Genomic DNA, 16,197 nt, shown 5'->3' with positions numbered 1-16,197 from the left:
TGCCTTGCCCGGTCTCCGGGCCGGGCAGGGGGGTCAGACCCGGCTTCCGGTCGCGGTGTCCGCGGACAGGCGCTGGGCGGCGTGGACGGGGATGACGGAGAGCAGCACCAGGACGGCGGCCACGACGTTCACCACCGGCGCCTGCTGCGGCCGGGTCATGTTGCCGAAGATCCACACGGGGAGGGTCTCGATGCCGGGGCCGGCGGTGAAGGTGGTCACCACGATCTCGTCGAAGGAGAGCGCGAAGGCCAGCAGCCCGCCCGCGAACAGCGCCGACCGCACCAGCGGGAAGGTGACGTCGGCGAAGGCGCGGAAGGTGTGCGCGCCGAGGTCGGCCGCCGCGTCCTCGTAGGAGCCCGAGGTGCGGCGCAGGCGGGCGGCGACGTTGTTGAAGACGACGACCACGCAGAAGGTGGCGTGCCCGACGACGACGGTGAACAGGCCGAGGCCGATGCCGAGCGGCTGGAGGACGGCCTGGAAGGCGGAGTTGAGGGCGATGCCGGTGACGATGCCGGGCAGCGCGATCGGCAGGACGACGACGAAGGACAGGGCGTCGCGGCCGAAGAAGCGGTGCCGGGCCACCGCGAAGGCGATGAGCGTGCCGAGGACCAGGGCGACCGCGGTGGCGCCCAGTCCGGCCTTGACGGACACCCAGAGGGCCGCCCGCGCACCGGAGTTGGTCCAGGCGACCGACCACCAGTGCAGCGTCAGGCCGGGCGGCGGCCAGCTCGCGCTGCGGTCCGGGTTGAGCGAGTTGACGAGGACGAGCAGGAGCGGGACGTAGATCACCGCGAAGCCGAGGCCGGCGGCGACGCGCAGGGCGACGCGGGCCCGGCGGGACAGCTGCATGACGTGGGACCCCCTTTACAGGCTGCTGAGGGCGCCGGTGCGGCGCACGGCCAGCAGGTACAGCACGATGACGACGACGGGGACCGTGCCGAGCGCGGCGGCCATGGGCAGGTTCAGCTCGATGTCGGAGTAGACGAGGTTGCCGATGAGCTGGGTCTTGCCGCCCACGATCTGCACGGTGATGTAGTCGCCGAGGCTGAGCGAGAAGGTGAAGACCGATCCCGCGGCGACCGACGGCAGCACCAGGGGCACCACGACGGAGCGGAAGGTGCGCCAGGCACCGGCGCCGAGGTCGGCGGAGGCGTCGAGCAGGGCGGCGGGGAGCCGCTCCAGCGCGGTGTGGACGGGCAGGACCATGTACGGCAGCCACAGGTAGGTGAGGGTCAGGACCGCCGCCGTCAGGCCGAACCCGGGTCCGCTGAGCCCGAGGGGGCGCAGGAGCCAGTCGGCGAGCCCGCCCTGGGACAGGATCAGCCGCCAGGCGTACACCTTGACCAGGTAACTCGCCCACAGCGGCGTGAGGATCCCGACCACCAGGAACGGGCGCCTGCGGGGCGGGGCGATCCGGGCGGTGTAGAAGGCGAGCGGGAAGGCGATCACGACGCACAGCGCGGTGACCGCGAGGGCCACGCCGACGCTGCGCAGCGCGACCTGGCGGTAGACCGGCGTGGTGAACAGCTCGTGGAAGTTGTCGGCCGACCAGACCCGCACCACCTGGGAGGTGAAGGAGTCGGTCGTCCAGAAGGCGGAGACGAACAGCGCGGCCAGGGAGCCGAGGTAGAGCACGGTCAGCCACAGCAGCGGCGCCGCGAGCAGCAGGGTGAGCCGGAGCCGGGGGCGGCGGTGCAGCAGCCCGGCCAGCCGCCGGAGGGCGCCCTCGGGGCGCCCTCCGGCGGGCTGCGCGGTGACGGTCATGGTTCAGCCCTTGATCTCGGTCCAGGCCTGCACCCACCGGGCGTACGGGACGCACCGGACGTCGGTGCGTCCGTCCAGGCACTGCTGGATGGGGGTGTTCCAGAAGGCGATCCGCTTCCAGTAGGCGGTGTCGGCGGCGTGGTAGGTGGTGCAGAAGCCCTTGTCGGAGGTGTGGGCGCAGGCCTTGGCGTTGGCGGGGGCCTCGCCGAAGTACTCGGCGACCTGGGCATTGACCTTGGGGGACACGATCCAGTCGAGCCACTTGTAGGCGCAGGTGGGGTGCTTGGCCCTGGCCGAAACCATCCAGGTGTCCGACCAGCCGGTCGACCCCTCCTTGGGGAGCACGGCCTTGACCTTGGCGCCCTCGGAGGCCGCGAGGTTCGCGATGACCTGCCAGGTGGTGCCGACCACGGAGTCGCCGCTCTTGAAGGCGGAGACCTCCTTGAGGTAGTCGCCCCAGTACTCGCCGACGGACCGGTTCTGCTTCTTCAGCAGGGCGACCGCGGCGTCGAACTGCTTCTGGTCGAGCGCGTAGGGGTCCTTGATCTTCAGCTCGGGGCGGGTGGCCCGGAGGTAGAGGGCGGCGTCGGCGATGTAGATGGGCGAGTCGTACGCGGTGACGTGGCCCCGGTGGGCGGCGGCGTCGTCGAAGACGGCGGACCAGGAGTCGGGTGCCGGGTGGACCTTCGCCGTGTTGTACATCAGGAGGTTGGCGCCGCGGCCGTGCGGGATGCCGTAGGCGGTGCCCTTGACGGAGTTCCAGGGCTGCATCTTCAGGTCGGGGAAGATGTCCCGGTAGTTGGGGACGAGGGAGGTGTTCACGGGAGCGGCGTCGCCGGAGGCGATCAGGCGCAGCGAGGCGTCGCCGGAGGCGGACACGGCGTCGTACTCGCCGGTCTTCATCAGTTTGACCATCTCGTCGGAGCTGGCCGCCACTTTAGAGTGGACCTGACAACCTGTGCTCTTCTCGAAGGAGCTGACCCAGTCGGCCTTGGGGTCGTTGGAGCCGTCCTCCACATAGCCGGCCCAGGCGACCAGGTCGACCTGCCCCTCGGCCCGGCCGAGCTTCGACGGAGCCTTCAGACGGGGCGGGTTGAGCCCGCCGCCGGAGGATCCGGCCGAGCCGGATCCGCAGGCGGTGGCCGTGAGCAGCAGCGCGGTGGCGGCCGCGGCGGTGAGCGTTCGGGTGAGGGGCACGACGTTCTCCCTGGGGGCGGGTGGGGTCAGCGGGCGTCGGGGATCGGCACGGCGTGGCGGCGCCGCCACGCCAGGCGGACCCGGCTGCCGCGGTAGGCGGCGACGTCCTCGGCGGAGGTGTCCAGGTTCTGCTGGAGTGCGGTGAGCCGGCCGCCCGCGTCGAGGTCGACCAGGAAGCGGGTGCTGCCGCCCGCGTAGACCACCTCGGCGACGGTTCCGGTGGCGGTGGCCGTCTCCGGCTCGTCGGCGGTGGCCGACTCCTTCAGCACGCGGATCTTCTCGGGGCGGACGCTGTGGGTCTCCGGGGTGCCGAGGATCCGCCGGGCGGCGTCGCCCTGCAGCAGGTTGGAGGTGCCGACGAAGGAGGCGACGAACGCGGTGGCCGGGCGTTCGTAGATCTCGGCGGGGGTGCCCACCTGTTCGATGCGGCCCTGCCGGAAGACCGCGATGCGGTCGCTCATCGTCAGGGCCTCCTCCTGGTCGTGGGTGACCAGGACGAAGGTGATGCCCACCTCCCGCTGCAGTGCCTTGAGTTCGACCTGCATCTGCTCGCGCAGCTTGAGGTCGAGGGCGCCGAGCGGTTCGTCGAGGAGCAGTACCCGGGGACGCCCGACGAGGGCGCGGGCGAGCGCGACCCGCTGGCGCTGGCCCCCGGAGAGCCGGTCCGGGCGGCGTCTGCCGAACCCCTCCAGGTCCACCTCGGCGAGCGCCTTGCGGGCACGGACGAGCCGTTCGGCCTTCGGGACCTTGCGGACCGCGAGGCCGTAGGCGACGTTCTGCTCGACCGTCATGTGCGGGAAGAGGGCGTAGTCCTGGAAGACGGTGTGCACGTCCCGCACGAACGGGGCGCGCTCCGTGACGTCCCGGCCGGCGAGGGCGACGCGGCCCTCGGTAGGTGTCTCGAAGCCGGCGATCAGGCGCAGGACCGTGGTCTTGCCCGAGCCGGACGGGCCCAGCATGGAGAAGAACTCCCCGTCCCGGACGTCCAGATCGACCCCGTCGACCGCAGTGGTCTCTCCGAACGTCTTGCGCAGGCCCTGCAGCCGGACGGCACTTCCCTCCATGCGGGGAACCTTTCTGGCGTTCTCGAACGTTGGGGGGAAACATATGAAGTCATAGTTCAAAACTCAAGACCGCCTCCGGGCAAAACTTGAGTCAACTGGCAAGGTGGTGGCCGTGGAACAACGGGATAAGGACGGCGGCACCGGTGCGGTCGGCGTGGCGGGGCCGTCCCGGCGGCCGGGCCGGCCCACCGGGTCGCGCGGTGCCGTCTTCGCGCCGCTGGAGAACCGCGCCCGGGTGGAGACCGTGGTGCGCCGCATCGGCGACGCCATCGAACTCGGGCTGCTCGCCGACGGGGAGCAGCTGCCCGGCGAGAGCGAACTGGCCGGGCGGCTCGGGGTGTCCACGGTGACCCTGCGGGAGGCGCTGATGGCCCTGCGCCAGCAGGGACTGGTGACCACCCGGCGCGGTCGCGGCGGCGGCAGCTTCGTCTCGCTGCCCGAGCGGCCCGGCGCCGAGCGGCTGCGCACCCGGCTGCGCGGCTGGTCCACCGAGGAGCTGCGCGACCTGGGCGACCACTGGGCCGCCCTGTCGGGCACCGCGGCCGGGCTCGCGGCGGAGCGCACGGAGCCGGGCGACCTCGTCCCGCTGCACCGCACCGCCGCCGAACTGGCCGCCGCGGGCGAGGCCGCGGAGCGCAGCCGGGTGTACGGGCGCTTCCACGTGGAGCTGGCGGCGGCCGCGCAGTCGGCCCGGCTGACCCGGGAGCAGATCGCCCTCCAGACGGACGTCGGGGCGCTGCTCTGCCTCGTGCTCGGCGACGACGAATATCGTGAAGAAGTCGCGACACGTCATCGCGCCGTGATCCGCGCCGTGCAGGATGGCTCCCGTGATGCGGCCCGCGCGCTGGCCGAGCGGTGCGTGCGCGCCTCGGCGGCACGGCTCGTCGCCGTGCGCCTGGCCCTGTAGCCGCATCCCGTCCGGTCCCGTCCGCTGGAGAGCGCCATGAGCAGGAGCCCCGCACCCGCCGGGGCGGCGGCCGCGCCGCCCGGCAGCCCGGCGGAGGAACGCGCCGCGGCGCGCGTCGGCCGGGCACTGGAGGCGGTCTTCGAGGCGGTCGCGGAAACCGCCGCGGAGACGGCGGCGCTCCTGGCCCGGGTGGCCGTGGGCGGCCGGTGCCCGGCGACGGCCGATCTCGCCGCGCTGCGGCCCGGGCTGCACCGGCGCCTGGCAGGCGGGGAGCTGGTCTCCGGGGTCGGCTTCGTCGCCGCGCCGGGGCTGCTGGCCGACGTGCCGGCGTGGCTGGAGTGGTGGCAGAGCACGGCGCGCGGGGACGTACGGCCGCTGCTGCCCGACCTCGACCCGGGGCGGTCCGCCTACGCGGACTACACGCACTGGGACTGGTTCGCACTCCCCCGCGACACCGGGCTGCGGGCGGTGGCCGGGCCCTATGTGGACTACCTCTGCTCGGACGAGTACAGCCTCACCCTGTCCGTACCGGTGGAACTGGCCGGCCGGTTCGCCGGGGTGGCCGCGGCCGACGTGTACCTGCGGCACTTCGAGGCGGCGGTGCTGCCCCTGCTGCGCGAACTGCCGGGGGCCGCCCATCTGGTGAACGCGCGGGGGCGGGTGGCCGCGTCCGCGGACCCTTCGCACCTGGCGGGGTCGCTCACCCGCGGCCCGGACTTCGGGGCGGTGCTGGAGCGGGCCCGGCCGGCCGCCGCCGACGGCAGGCGCCTGGTGCCGTGCCGTTCCGTCCCCCTGGTCCTCGTCGTGTCGGAGCGATGACGACGGCGCCACGCGGCGCACGGGCCCGGCCCCTCGGAGCCGCACCCCTCCGCTTCCCGCCGCGGGTCCGGCCGGGTGCGCTCGGAGCCGCATCCCCCTGGTGTCCCGCCGCAGAACCGTGCCGGTCCCGCCCGGGACCGCTCCCCGGCGTCCCGCCGGAGGTCCGTACCGGCGTCGCTCCCCGCGCGGGTCGGTCGCGTCCTGCCGTACGACGGACCGGCCGCCGTTCCACGGGTGTGCCGGGGCCGCGCGCGGGGGGTGGACGGCTCCGGCGGACCCGGCGCCGTCGGCGGCCTGAACGCCGGCGGGGCCGGGTCAGGACTCCGGCGCGGGCACCACACTGAGGTGACCGGCCGACCGGCGGGTGCCCTGCGGTCCGCGCGCGGCCGGGGCCGGGCGGCGCGGGTCGCGCAGGACCAGCGTGAACCGCGTGCACCCCAGCTCGCGCAGCACTCCCGGCGTCTCCTCGACGATGCGGCACTCGGTGGCACCCCAGCGCGGGTCGGGGTGCAGCAGGGGACGCACCGCGCCGTCGGTGGCGAGGGCGGCCTCGCCGACCGCGCGGATCCAGTGCGGCAGCCCGTGCCGGTAGGCGGCCTCCATGATCGGGTCCTGCGCGATCTCCCGCCGGACGGACTGGAGCTGGGGATCGTGGCCGCAGCGGTCCACGGCCGCGGCGAAGTGTGCCAGCATCGGCAGGCACCACCGGGACTCGTGCTCGCCGAGCACGCCGGCCGCGTCGGGGTGGAAGAGCACGAACCGCAGGAAGTTGGCGTTCGGCATCGCCGTGGGGTGCGGGCCGACGCGCTGGAAGAGCGACGCGAACGCGCTGTTGGACAGCAGGACGTCCCAGCGGTGGTCGACGACGAACGACGGGAAGGAGACGGCCTCCAGGAGCGTGGCGCAGTCCCGCAGATAGGCCTGCACCTCGGGACTGTCGGGCACGGGCTGAGGCACGGACGGCTGCCCTCCTGCCTGAGTTGCCATCGGGAGGTCACCCCTCTTGCCTCTGCGGCCTTCACGCGGCGCCTTGATCCTCCTTCCCGGACGCGATCCGTGTCAACTATCGTGGCATTTCATGCTGGTTGACGGCTGAAATTGGCCACAGTTGTGGCGAGACCTGGATGTGCGTTCGAACGAACCGATAACCTCCGGGGAGTTCACGGCAACCGCTTGTGAGAGCCTGTGAGAGACGTAGGAGATCTGTCGGTGACGGATGGCTTCGAGGATCCGGGCACCGGGGGGCCTGCCGTGCTGCCGGTCGTCGTCGCGCGCGTCACGGCACTCGCCGAGCGTCTGGGCGTCCCCCGCGCGGAGGTCTTCGGCGCCGAGCGCCTGTCCGCGTCCTGCGGCGTGCCCGAGCCGGTGGTCAGGGCGCTGCTCGACGGCGGCGCCGCGGGCGAGCCGGACGTGCAGGCCCGGTTCCTGCAGCGTCTGGACCTGCTGCGCCGCACCCGCCTGAAGCCGAACGGACGACGCTACACCCAGCAGGAGATCGCCGACGGGGCGGGCATGTCGCGCCAGCAGGCGGGCGCCCTCATCAACGGCGACCGGCGGCCCACGATGGAGCACTGCGACGCCATCCAGCGCTTCTTCCGCGTGCACGCGGGCTTCCTGACGGCCGAGGACCCGGAGGCCCTGGCGGGTGCCCTGCAGCGCACCGAGCAGGACCTCCTCCAGCGGCTCGCCGACTCCGAGCGGCAGGCCGCCGCGGCCGAGGACGACCCGCTCGAACGGCTTCTGCAGGACCACGGGGTCCGCGGCATCGCCTGGCGGGCCGCGCAGCTCCCCACCGACCAGCACCGCGACAAGGTCGCCGAGTGGCTGGACATGCTCCTGGAGAGCGTCAGGCGCCCCGAGTCCTGACGCGGCGGCACGCGCCGGCGGGGCATTGTCAGTGGCGGACGGCAAGCTGGGAGTGCGCCGCCGCCGTGCGGCGGTGCGCGCGCGCCGCGAGGGGCGGGGCGCGCGACCGTGTGACGCCGACCGGGGAGAGCGACATGCCGACCGCCGTACTGACCGACCGCGAGCGCACCGCCGTCCAGGCCTATCTGCGGCTGCTGCACACGGTGCGCGCCGCCTTCGACGGCCCGCCGGACGGCGGCCGGCCACCCCTCGTCCCGCCCGCCGTCCTCGCCGAGGCGGAGGACGCCCTGTCCGGCGCCGGCCTGACGGGCAACGAGGCGGAGTTCTTCCACCTCCTGCGCGCGTGGTGCCCGCGGCCGTGACCCGCCGGCCGGGCCGGGGGCGTGCCGCCCGGGTCAGACGTGGGGGACCGTCACCGCGGTGACCACGAGGTCGCGCCCGACGGTCCACCGGCCGGTGAAGTGGGTGAGCCGGCGGCCGGCGACCACCGGTCCGGGGACGAGGAGTTCGGCGCGGAAGCGGCCGCCCGCGCCGGAGTCCGCCTCGATCGCGATGTCGGCCTCCGCGAAGTCCAGCCACTCCCCGGTCAGGGGGAACCACGCCTTGTAGACGGACTCCTTCGCACTGAAGAGCAGCCTGTCCCCGTGCACTTCGGGATGCGCGGCGGCCAGCCGGTCCAGCCGCTCCCGCTCGCCCGGCAGCGCGACCGTGGCCAGCACCCCGTCCGGGAGCGGGCCGTGGGGTTCGGCGTCGATGCCGAGGGAGGCCAGGTCGGCGGCGCGGACCAGCGCGGCGGCCCGGTAGCCGTCGCAGTGGGTCATGCTGCCGGCGAGGCCCTGCGGCCAGCGCGGGGCGCCCCGCTCGCCGGTCAGGATCGGCTGCGGCGGCACACCGAGCTTCTCCATCGCCCGGCGGGCGCAGGCGCGCACGGCGGTGAACTCGCGACGGCGCTTGGCGACCGCCCGCGCCACCAGCGCCTCCTCCCCGGGGTACAGCGGGGCGCCGTCGGTCTCGTCGTCGCCGTACGCCTCCACGGCGACGACCGAGTCCGGGAGCAGCTCCTCGATCAACGCGGTCCGACCTCCACCGGCAGGATCCGGCGCAGCCTTCCCGGGGGTTCGGGACGCTTGCGCCACTCACGGGGGTAGCCCACCGACACCTCCTCGAAGCGGACCTCCTCGTGCCAGGTGGTCCGGGGGATGTGGAGGTGCCCGTAGACCATGGCGGCCACCCGGAACCTGCGGTGCCAGTCCGCGGTCAGCCGGGTCCCGCACCACATGGCGAACTCCGGGTACCGGAGCACGTCCGTCGGATGGCGGTGCAGGGGGTAGTGGTTGACGAGCACCGTGGGCAGGTCGTCGGGGAGGGCGGCGAGCCGGCGCTCGGTCCCGGCGACCCGGTCCCGGCACCAGGCGTCCCGGGTCGGGTAGGGGTCGGGGTGCAGCAGGTGCTCGTCGCTGCACACGACTCCGGTGCCGTGCGCGTACGCGAGCCCCTCCTCCTTGGTCGCGCAGCCGTCCGGCAGGAAGGAGTAGTCGTACAACAGGAACAGGGGCGCCACGGCCACCGGGCCGCCGGGGCCATCCCAGACGGGGTAGGGGTCCTCGGGCGTGATCACGCCCAGGTCGCGGCAGAGGGCGACGAGGTGGTCGTAGCGGGCGGTGCCGCGCAGGGTGACCGGGTCGCGCGGGTGGGTCCACAGCTCGTGGTTGCCCGGGGCCCAGACGACCTTGTGGAAGCGGGCGGCGAGCGTCTTCAGGGCCCAGCGGACGTCGGCCACGGTCTCGGCCACGTCGCCGGCCACCAGCAGCCAGTCCGCGTCCGACCGGGGCGTCATCCGCTCCACGAGAGCGCGGTTCTCGGCGTAGGCGATGTGCAGGTCGCTGATGGCCAGCAGCTGTCCGGCGTCACCGGCCGTCCCCGTCACCGCTCACCCCTCGTCGCCCGTCGCAGTCACTGCCGGGACCACAAGAGCACACCCGGCGGCGCGGGACAAGACGGGACCCGGGCGGGCCGCGTCCGCCGTACGGCCGAAAGCCGCCGCTCAGGCCACGTCCCGGCCCTGGCGTGGGGCCGGGGGCAGGCTCGCCGCCGGCCTCCACGGGGTGCGGTGCGCGGTCGGCGGACGAGGGGAGCGCGGGAGAGGGGGCGAGGCGGGTCCGGAAATCCGTAACCTGCGCGTTGCACGCCGGGTCGATTGAAAGCCGTATGATCGGCCCGACACCGCGCCCGCAACTCTCCCTCGTGCAGGGCGATTTGGTGTACCTCCATCCCCCCTGGCCGGGCACGGCCCGCTCCGCCCTGCCCGCGCACCGTGAAAGGCGGCCTCTGCATGGTCTCTCGCGTACGCGTCTGGCTCAACCGCACGTACGCGGAGAACGTGTTCTTCATGGACCAGTTGCGGAGAAATCCGGCCGACCGGGCGGTGGAGATCCACGCCACGCACGGCGACCCCGACTCCCCCGTCCTGGCCGCCGCCGACACCGCCGAGCCGGAGCCCGAGGGCCTGTCCCCGGCCGCGTACGTCGAGTACGCACTCGACCAGTGCCTGCGGCGCGGCATCGACGTGTTCGTGCCGCGGCTGCACCAGGCCGCGATCGTGGCGCACCGCGCCGACTTCGCCGCCGTGGGCACGGCGCTGCTCGCCCCGACCCCGCAGGCCGTGGCCGTCTTCGAGGACAAGGCGACCGCGTACGAGGCGGTCCGCTCGGTGGGGGTGCCGGTGCCGCCGTGGTGGCGGGTCCGCAACGCCGACGAACTCCGCTCCGCAGTCGCGGAGTTGGAGGGTGCCGGGCACCGGGCCTGCTTCAAGCCTGCGTCCGGCGCGGGCGGGGTCGGCTTCCGCGTCCTCACCCGCACCCCCTTCTCGCTGGCACAGCTGGACGGCTTCCCGAGCCCCTACGTGCAGCTCGATCTGGTGCTGCGGGCGCTGGAGCAGGCGGAGGAGGAGGTCGACTGGCTGGTCATGCCGCGGCTGGAACAGCCGGAGGTGTCGGTCGACTGCCTGACCGGCCCGGACAACCGGATCCGGCTGGCCGTGGGGCGCACCAAGCACGGGCGGCGCCGCGGCTTCACCCTGCACGAGCAGTGGCTGGCGCCGGCCCGGCTGATCGCGGAGGGCTTCGGCCTGCACTACCTGTCCAACATCCAGTTCCGGATGTACGGCGACCGGCCGGTGCTGCTCGACGTCAACAGCCGCCCGGCGGGCGGACTGCACCAGCTGTCCCTGTGCGGCCTCAACGCCCCGTGGGCCGCCGTGCAGTTGGCGCTGGGCGAGGATCCCGGGCGGATCGTGCCGCCCTTCCTGGGTCAGGACTACGCGGTGGTGTCGGGCCCGCGGCCGGTGCGCCCGGTGACGCTCCCGGCCCAGCGGACCCATTCGGCCGGCCCCCTGCTCCCGGCCGTCCCGGCCCCCACGACCGCTCCCCCGGCCCCGGACACCTCACGGGCGGCGGCGCCGGCCTAGAGCGTGTCCGACTCCCGCAGCGGGACGGCCGGATCGTCCCGCTGCGGGATCCGGGCAGTCGGGCCTCCGTGCTCCCTCAGCCGACGTGAAGGATCCGGAGGCGATCGGGCTCCGCGGGATCCCGATCGACGACTTGGACCGACGCCCACGTCCATTGCCACACGCCGATGCCCGGCGCGCGGGAGAACCGGATCCGCCCGCGGGTGCCCTCGACGTCGACCCGCGGCCAGGATTCGGCGATGCGCGCCCGGTCCGCGCCGTGCGAGCGCAGCACATCGGCGAGGACGGCCACCGTGTCGTAGCCCTCGAAGGCCACGAACGAGGGTGCTGCGCCCAGCCGTTCCCGGAGGGCCGTCCCGACTCGTGCACCGAGCGGGCCGAGACGCTCGGGCAGGTAGCGCAGGAACGGGATCGCCGAGCCGTCGTCGCCCAGCAGCGCCGCCCATTCGGCGAACTCCGGCTGCCCGGCCGGAGCGCCGATCAGGATCTCGGCGAGGCGCTCGTCACGGCGGACGGACTGGACGATCGACACCGCCGGCTCCGGGTGGCCGGCCAGAAGGAGGAGGGCTGTCGTGCGATGGTGGACGAGTTCGTCGCACACGGCCGCGGGAGCGAGCCTGCCCATGTCGAGTTCGACGACGGTGCCGCCGCGTGGGGCAAGGCAGTCCCGCAGAATCCGGGTCCCAGCCGCCCAGTAGACACTCGCCTGGGCAGCCACGGCGATGCGGCGGTGGCCCGCGCCGAGGAGGAAGTCCGCGTAGATCTGCCAGCCGTGGGACTGCGCCGGGCAGAGGCGCGCGACCCACTCCGTCGGCTGTTCGGTGAGCGCGTCGAGAACCGCCGACGAGCAGAGGAACGGCAGGCCGAGGGCGTCGGCCCGGGCGGCGGCGGCGCGGGCGACGACGCTGTGGTACTCCCCCGCCAGGGCGGCCACCCCCAGGCGCGCCAGTTCGTCCACGGCCGCCGCGGCCCTCTGCGGGTCGGCCGCGGTGTCCCGGACCACCAGTTCGAGTGGCCTTCCGGCGATCCCGCCGGTGTCATTGACTTCGCGGACGGCTGTCTCGAGACCGGCGAGCAGGTGCCGGCCCGCCTCGGCCCAGCCGGGCCGAGTCAGCGGAACGAGGGCGCCGATCCTCACGGTTGATCCGTCGGCCCGTTCCGCGACGGACGACGACAGTGACGAGTTCATGCCTGGGCGTCTCCCCCGTGACGACTCGGTCGCAGGCCGCCCGGACCGTCGGGTGGCAGGGCCCGGTGGTGGACGTCCCCCTCAATCTCGTCCCCCCGCGGCGGACGCATCCGCGTGATCGTGCCGGACACGGTTCGCGGCCCGGCGGTCACGGCGGCACGATGGATCGCGGTCATCTGGTTCCTCCCCCGGACTACGGCACGTCCTGCGGCCGTTCGGCATGATCGACGCGGTCATTCTCGCCGACACGGCGGCCCCTGCACGTCGGCGTCCGCGGTCCGGGACGGGGACCCGGGAAAGTTTTTTCCGAGGGGTGTATCAGGGGCCCGGCCGCCGACTCTCAACAGTGAAAGGGAACGGGGGAGCACGGGGGAACGGGGGAAACGGGGCGGGGAGCACGGGGGAACGGGGGGTCGGTCGCTGCTACGGGGGAGCGACCGGCCGTCCCGGTGCATCCGCCCCGTCCCGGACCCGTCCCGCGAGGATCACCTCAGGTAGGCCAGACCGGGGTGGACGGACACGTAGCCGTCCACGAGCCGCCGTGCCACCGTCACGGAGTCCACGAGCGGATGCAGCGCGAAGGCCCGTACGGCGTCGGCGCGCGAGCCCGACGCGGCGGCGGCGAGCACCGCGCGCTCGACCGCCTTGACGGCGCAGACCAGCCCGGTGGCGTGCTCCGGGAGCGGGCTCACGGCTGCCGGATGCGCCCCGTTCGCGTCGACGAGGCACGGGACCTCGACGACCGCCTCGTCGTCCAGGGCGGGGAGGGTGCCGCGGTTGCGGACGTCGAGGATCAGCGTGGCGCGCTCGTCGCGGGCGACGGCCCGCATCAGCGCCAGGGCGACCTTCTCGTAGCCGCCGGACAGGTCGTCCGCCGCGCGCTCGCCCGCCCCGGCCGTCTCCCGGTTCTCCGCCATGTAGGTGGCCTCGCGCTCGGCGCGCGTGCGGTCCCACAGGGCGAGCGCGGGAGCGTCCGGGGCGCCCGCCTCCGCGTAGAAGCGGGCCTGCTGGTCGCGCAGGAACGCGCCGCGGGTCGGCTCCGCCCGCCGGTAGGCGCGGACGGCCTCGCGGTTGAAGTAGTAGTAGTGCAGGTATTCGTTGGGGATCGCGCCGAGCGACTGCAGCCAGTCGGCGCCGAAGAGCCGCCCCTCCTCGAAGGAGCCGAGCAGGGCGGGATCGGCGAGCAGGCGCGGGAGTTCGTCCCGTCCGGCGATGCGCAGGCCGTTCACCCAGCCGAGGTGGTTGAGGCCGGCGTAGTCGACCCACGCCCGGGCCGGGTCCGCGCCGAGCACGCGGGCGACGCGGCGGCCGAGGCCGACCGGGGAGTCGCAGATACCGATGACGCGGTCCCCGAGATGGGCGGACATCGCCTCGGTGACCAGGCCCGCGGGGTTGGTGAAGTTGATGACCCAGGCGTCGGGCGCGAGGCGGGCCGCGCGGCGGGCGATGTCGACGGCCACCGGGACCGTGCGCAGTCCGTAGGCGATGCCGCCGGCGCCCACCGTCTCCTGGCCGAGCACGCCCTCGGCCAGGGCCACCCGCTCGTCGTCGGCGCGCCCCTGCAGACCGCCGACGCGGATCGCGGAGAAGACGAAGTCGGAGCCGCGCAGCGCCTCGTCCAGGTCGGTCGTGGTGGTGACCCGGGGCGCGTCCGGCACGCCCGCCGCCTGTTCGGCCAGCACCCGGGTCACCGCGGACAGCCGTCCGGCGTCGAGGTCGTGCAGCAGCACCTGCGTGACCCGCCCCTCGCCGCGATCGCCCAGCAGCGCCCCGTACACGAGCGGCACCCGGAATCCGCCGCCGCCCAGAATCGTCAGCCTCACGCCTGCATCCTTTCGCCCACGGCCACCTCGGCGCCCACCCCGGCAGCGGGGGGGGCGCCTGCACGGATCATGGCCCGGCCGGGGGCCGGATGACGAGTCCTTCCACCCCACTCGCCCCTGTCTGCGCCGCTTTCTCCCCCGTCCGCGCCGCCCCGCGCCTCCGTGGCACCCCCGTCCCTCGCGGAGGCTTCCGCGGCGGGGCCGCCCGGGGCGGTGACCCGAGGACCGATCCGTGGTTGCATGCGGGAGCCCACCCCCCAACGGATACGGCAGGTATGTGATGAGACGTCAGTTATGGTCGGTGGCCGCGCTGTCGGCGGCGCTCGTACTGGGTGACGCCACCGCCGCGACGGCCGCGGGACCGGCCTGGACGGAGGCCGGCACGGCGTACGTGGACTCGCTGAGCGGCGGGCAGGGGCTGGCCAGTCGCGCGGACGGCACCCTGCTGTACCGCGGGCTCGGCTCCATCCCGCTGAGCCTGCGCATCGAGGGCTGGAACCACGTGGGCGACCCCGACATCGCCCGCGGCTACGTCTTCGACGCCTACCAGGGCCCGGACTCGGCGACGTCGAAGATGTACGCGGTGACCACGCCGGCCGGGCAGCGCTACGAGTACGTCCACCGGCTCGACCCGGGCGAGAAGCTCAACAACTCCTTCGCCGCCGTCTCCCCGGACGCGCAGTGGCTGGTGTCGGGCGAGTGGGGCGACCAGGACCGGCTCCAGGTGTTCCCCGCGCCGCTGCTCAACGCCTCCACCCCGCGCGCCGGGGGCGCGCTGCCGCAGGCCCCGCAGATCACCCTGGACAAGCCCGTCCGGGACATCCAGGGCTGCGACTTCGTGAACGACACCCGGCTGCTGTGCGCCTCGGACGACGGTTCCCGGACGCTCTTCCCCGAGGACCGGCCGGTGCTCCAGGTCGACCTGGAGCACCGCCTGGACGGCGGTCCGGTCACCGGCCACGTGACCAGCCTGTTCGCGCTGCCACAGCGCAGTGTGTGCACCGGCACCTTCGAGGCGGAGGGCGTCGACTACGACGCCGCCCGCGGTGTGCTGCGCACCGAGGTCGTCCAGCCGGGCGTGTGCCAGGTGGCGACCACGGTCCACCTGTACCGGCAGCAGTAGCCCGGGCCCGCACGGACCGGCCCCGGCCCCCGCGCCGCCGTGGCGCGGGGGCCGGACGTCCCGGGACGGCGGCCCGGCGACCGGGGCGGCTGCAGGTGCGGCGAAGGGGGCGGCTGGACAGGGAACCGCCGCCCGCGCCGATCCGTTGGACCGGCATGGGGACGATCAGGCGAGCGGGACACCGGGGGACCGGCCCGGGGACGATCACGCCGGACGGCTGCGCGGTCGAGCTGTACACGCGGCTTCCGGCAGGGACCGAGCCGGACGTCGTCGCCGCGGCCGTGCCGGCGGGTGCGCACCTGTTGGAGCTGGGCTGTGGGGCGGGGCGCGTGACCCACCCGCTTCTGGAGCGGGGTTTCACGGTGACCGCTGTGGACGAGTCCCGGGAGATGCTCGACCGCGTCCGCGGGGCACGCACGGTACACAGCCCCATCGAGGACCTCGACCTGGGCACGACGTTCGACGTGGTGATGCTCGCGTCGTTCCTCGTCCATGCCTCGGACGCCGCGGTGCGGCGCGCGCTCCTGCGTACCTGCGTGCGGCATCTCGCGGCGACCGGCTGCGTGCTGATCCAGCGGGAGGGGGAGGCGTGGCACACGCACGTGCCGCGCGAGCGCGTCGACCCCGCCGGTTTCACGGTGCGGATCGTGTCGGCGGAGCCGGCCGGCGATGGCGTGAACTCGGTCACCGCGGCGTACGAGTTCCCGGATGCCACCTGGACGCAGACGTTCCTGTCCCGTCCGCTGACCAGGGAGCAGTTCGAGGGGGCACTCGCGGAGGTGGGCCTGAAGGTGGACGCGTACCTGACGGCGGACAGGACATGGGTGCGGGCGAGTCTCGCGGTCCAGGGCGCGTCCGTGAAGTCCCCCCTGTGACACGGCCTCCCGGACACGGCCTGGATGCGTCGCTGGTCAAGGAGCCTTCGGAGCCGGGGGCCCGGTCCGGGACCCGCCGATCGGTGCGCTGATCGGTGAGAGGC

The 16,197-nt window shown here is 74.1% G+C and carries 16 protein-coding genes; 7 read left to right on the top strand and 9 right to left on the bottom strand.

The window, feature by feature from the left end; genetic code table 11:
• Positions 1–33: 33 nt before the first annotated feature.
• Genes P3H78_RS26415 through P3H78_RS26400 form a run of 4 tightly spaced genes read right to left on the bottom strand, consistent with a single transcriptional unit; the run spans position 34 to position 4,025 of the window.
• Positions 34–849, bottom strand: a complete 816-nt coding sequence (locus tag P3H78_RS26415; RefSeq protein ID WP_276111666.1) for an ABC transporter permease — start codon at positions 847–849, stop codon at positions 34–36.
• Positions 850–864: 15 nt separating this feature from the next.
• Positions 865–1,764: an ABC transporter permease gene (locus P3H78_RS26410; protein WP_276111665.1), complete on the bottom strand. Its 900-nt coding sequence runs from the start codon at positions 1,762–1,764 to the stop codon at positions 865–867.
• Between the two features lie 3 nt (positions 1,765–1,767).
• The gene (locus P3H78_RS26405; protein ID WP_276111664.1) at positions 1,768–2,961 is read right to left on the bottom strand and encodes an ABC transporter substrate-binding protein; all 1,194 of its coding nucleotides are present in this window, start codon (positions 2,959–2,961) and stop codon (positions 1,768–1,770) included.
• 26 nt (positions 2,962–2,987) lie between these two features.
• Positions 2,988–4,025, bottom strand: coding sequence for an ABC transporter ATP-binding protein (locus tag P3H78_RS26400; RefSeq protein WP_276111663.1), 1,038 nt, complete (start codon positions 4,023–4,025; stop codon positions 2,988–2,990).
• A 154-nt stretch (positions 4,026–4,179) separates the two neighbouring features.
• Between P3H78_RS26400 and P3H78_RS26395 the strand changes: the two genes are divergently transcribed.
• Entirely contained in the window at positions 4,180–4,932 is a 753-nt protein-coding gene (locus P3H78_RS26395) for a FadR/GntR family transcriptional regulator (protein WP_276111706.1), read from the top strand.
• Positions 4,933–4,968: 36 nt separating this feature from the next.
• A complete protein-coding gene (locus P3H78_RS26390) occupies positions 4,969–5,751 on the top strand; it encodes a cache domain-containing protein (RefSeq protein ID WP_276111662.1) in 783 nt (260 codons plus the stop codon).
• Between the two features lie 315 nt (positions 5,752–6,066).
• Here P3H78_RS26390 and P3H78_RS26385 read toward each other — a convergent pair whose 3' ends face one another.
• Positions 6,067–6,738: an MmyB family transcriptional regulator gene (locus P3H78_RS26385; protein WP_276111661.1), complete on the bottom strand. Its 672-nt coding sequence runs from the start codon at positions 6,736–6,738 to the stop codon at positions 6,067–6,069.
• A gap of 222 nt (positions 6,739–6,960) precedes the next feature.
• Between P3H78_RS26385 and P3H78_RS26380 the strand changes: the two genes are divergently transcribed.
• Both P3H78_RS26380 and P3H78_RS26375 read left to right on the top strand, forming a co-directional pair.
• Positions 6,961–7,617 carry a helix-turn-helix domain-containing protein gene (locus P3H78_RS26380; protein WP_276111660.1) on the top strand — a complete coding sequence of 219 codons (657 nt, stop codon included), beginning with the start codon at positions 6,961–6,963 and terminating at the stop codon, positions 7,615–7,617.
• Positions 7,618–7,751: 134 nt separating this feature from the next.
• Positions 7,752–7,979 (top strand): hypothetical protein, encoded by a 228-nt coding sequence (locus P3H78_RS26375; RefSeq protein ID WP_276111659.1) that lies wholly within the window; start codon positions 7,752–7,754, stop codon positions 7,977–7,979.
• A 33-nt stretch (positions 7,980–8,012) separates the two neighbouring features.
• Here P3H78_RS26375 and P3H78_RS26370 read toward each other — a convergent pair whose 3' ends face one another.
• Positions 8,013–8,687, bottom strand: a complete 675-nt coding sequence (locus P3H78_RS26370; protein ID WP_276111658.1) for a 4'-phosphopantetheinyl transferase family protein — start codon at positions 8,685–8,687, stop codon at positions 8,013–8,015.
• A complete protein-coding gene (locus P3H78_RS26365) occupies positions 8,684–9,544 on the bottom strand; it encodes a metallophosphoesterase family protein (protein ID WP_276111657.1) in 861 nt (286 codons plus the stop codon). Before P3H78_RS26365 ends, P3H78_RS26370 begins: the two co-directional genes overlap by 4 nt.
• A gap of 405 nt (positions 9,545–9,949) precedes the next feature.
• Between P3H78_RS26365 and P3H78_RS26360 the strand changes: the two genes are divergently transcribed.
• The gene (locus P3H78_RS26360; protein ID WP_276111656.1) at positions 9,950–11,083 is read left to right on the top strand and encodes an ATP-grasp domain-containing protein; all 1,134 of its coding nucleotides are present in this window, start codon (positions 9,950–9,952) and stop codon (positions 11,081–11,083) included.
• Positions 11,084–11,159: 76 nt separating this feature from the next.
• On the opposite strand, the gene P3H78_RS26355 is transcribed toward P3H78_RS26360, so the two are convergent.
• Positions 11,160–12,272, bottom strand: a complete 1,113-nt coding sequence (locus P3H78_RS26355; RefSeq protein WP_276111655.1) for an ABC transporter substrate-binding protein — start codon at positions 12,270–12,272, stop codon at positions 11,160–11,162.
• Between the two features lie 485 nt (positions 12,273–12,757).
• On the bottom strand, positions 12,758–14,095 hold the full coding sequence (locus P3H78_RS26350) for a 6-phospho-beta-glucosidase (RefSeq protein ID WP_276111654.1): 1,338 nt from the start codon (positions 14,093–14,095) through the stop codon (positions 12,758–12,760).
• 280 nt (positions 14,096–14,375) lie between these two features.
• Between P3H78_RS26350 and P3H78_RS26345 the strand changes: the two genes are divergently transcribed.
• On the top strand, positions 14,376–15,218 hold the full coding sequence (locus P3H78_RS26345; protein WP_276111653.1) for a hypothetical protein: 843 nt from the start codon (positions 14,376–14,378) through the stop codon (positions 15,216–15,218).
• Between the two features lie 155 nt (positions 15,219–15,373).
• Entirely contained in the window at positions 15,374–16,093 is a 720-nt protein-coding gene (locus P3H78_RS26340) for a class I SAM-dependent methyltransferase (protein WP_276111652.1), read from the top strand.
• Positions 16,094–16,197: the final 104 nt, after the last annotated feature.

Source organism: Streptomyces tropicalis, from assembly GCF_029269835.1.
GTDB classification, from domain to species: domain Bacteria; phylum Actinomycetota; class Actinomycetes; order Streptomycetales; family Streptomycetaceae; genus Streptomyces; species Streptomyces tropicalis.
This window is presented reverse-complemented; position numbering and strand designations above follow the sequence as displayed.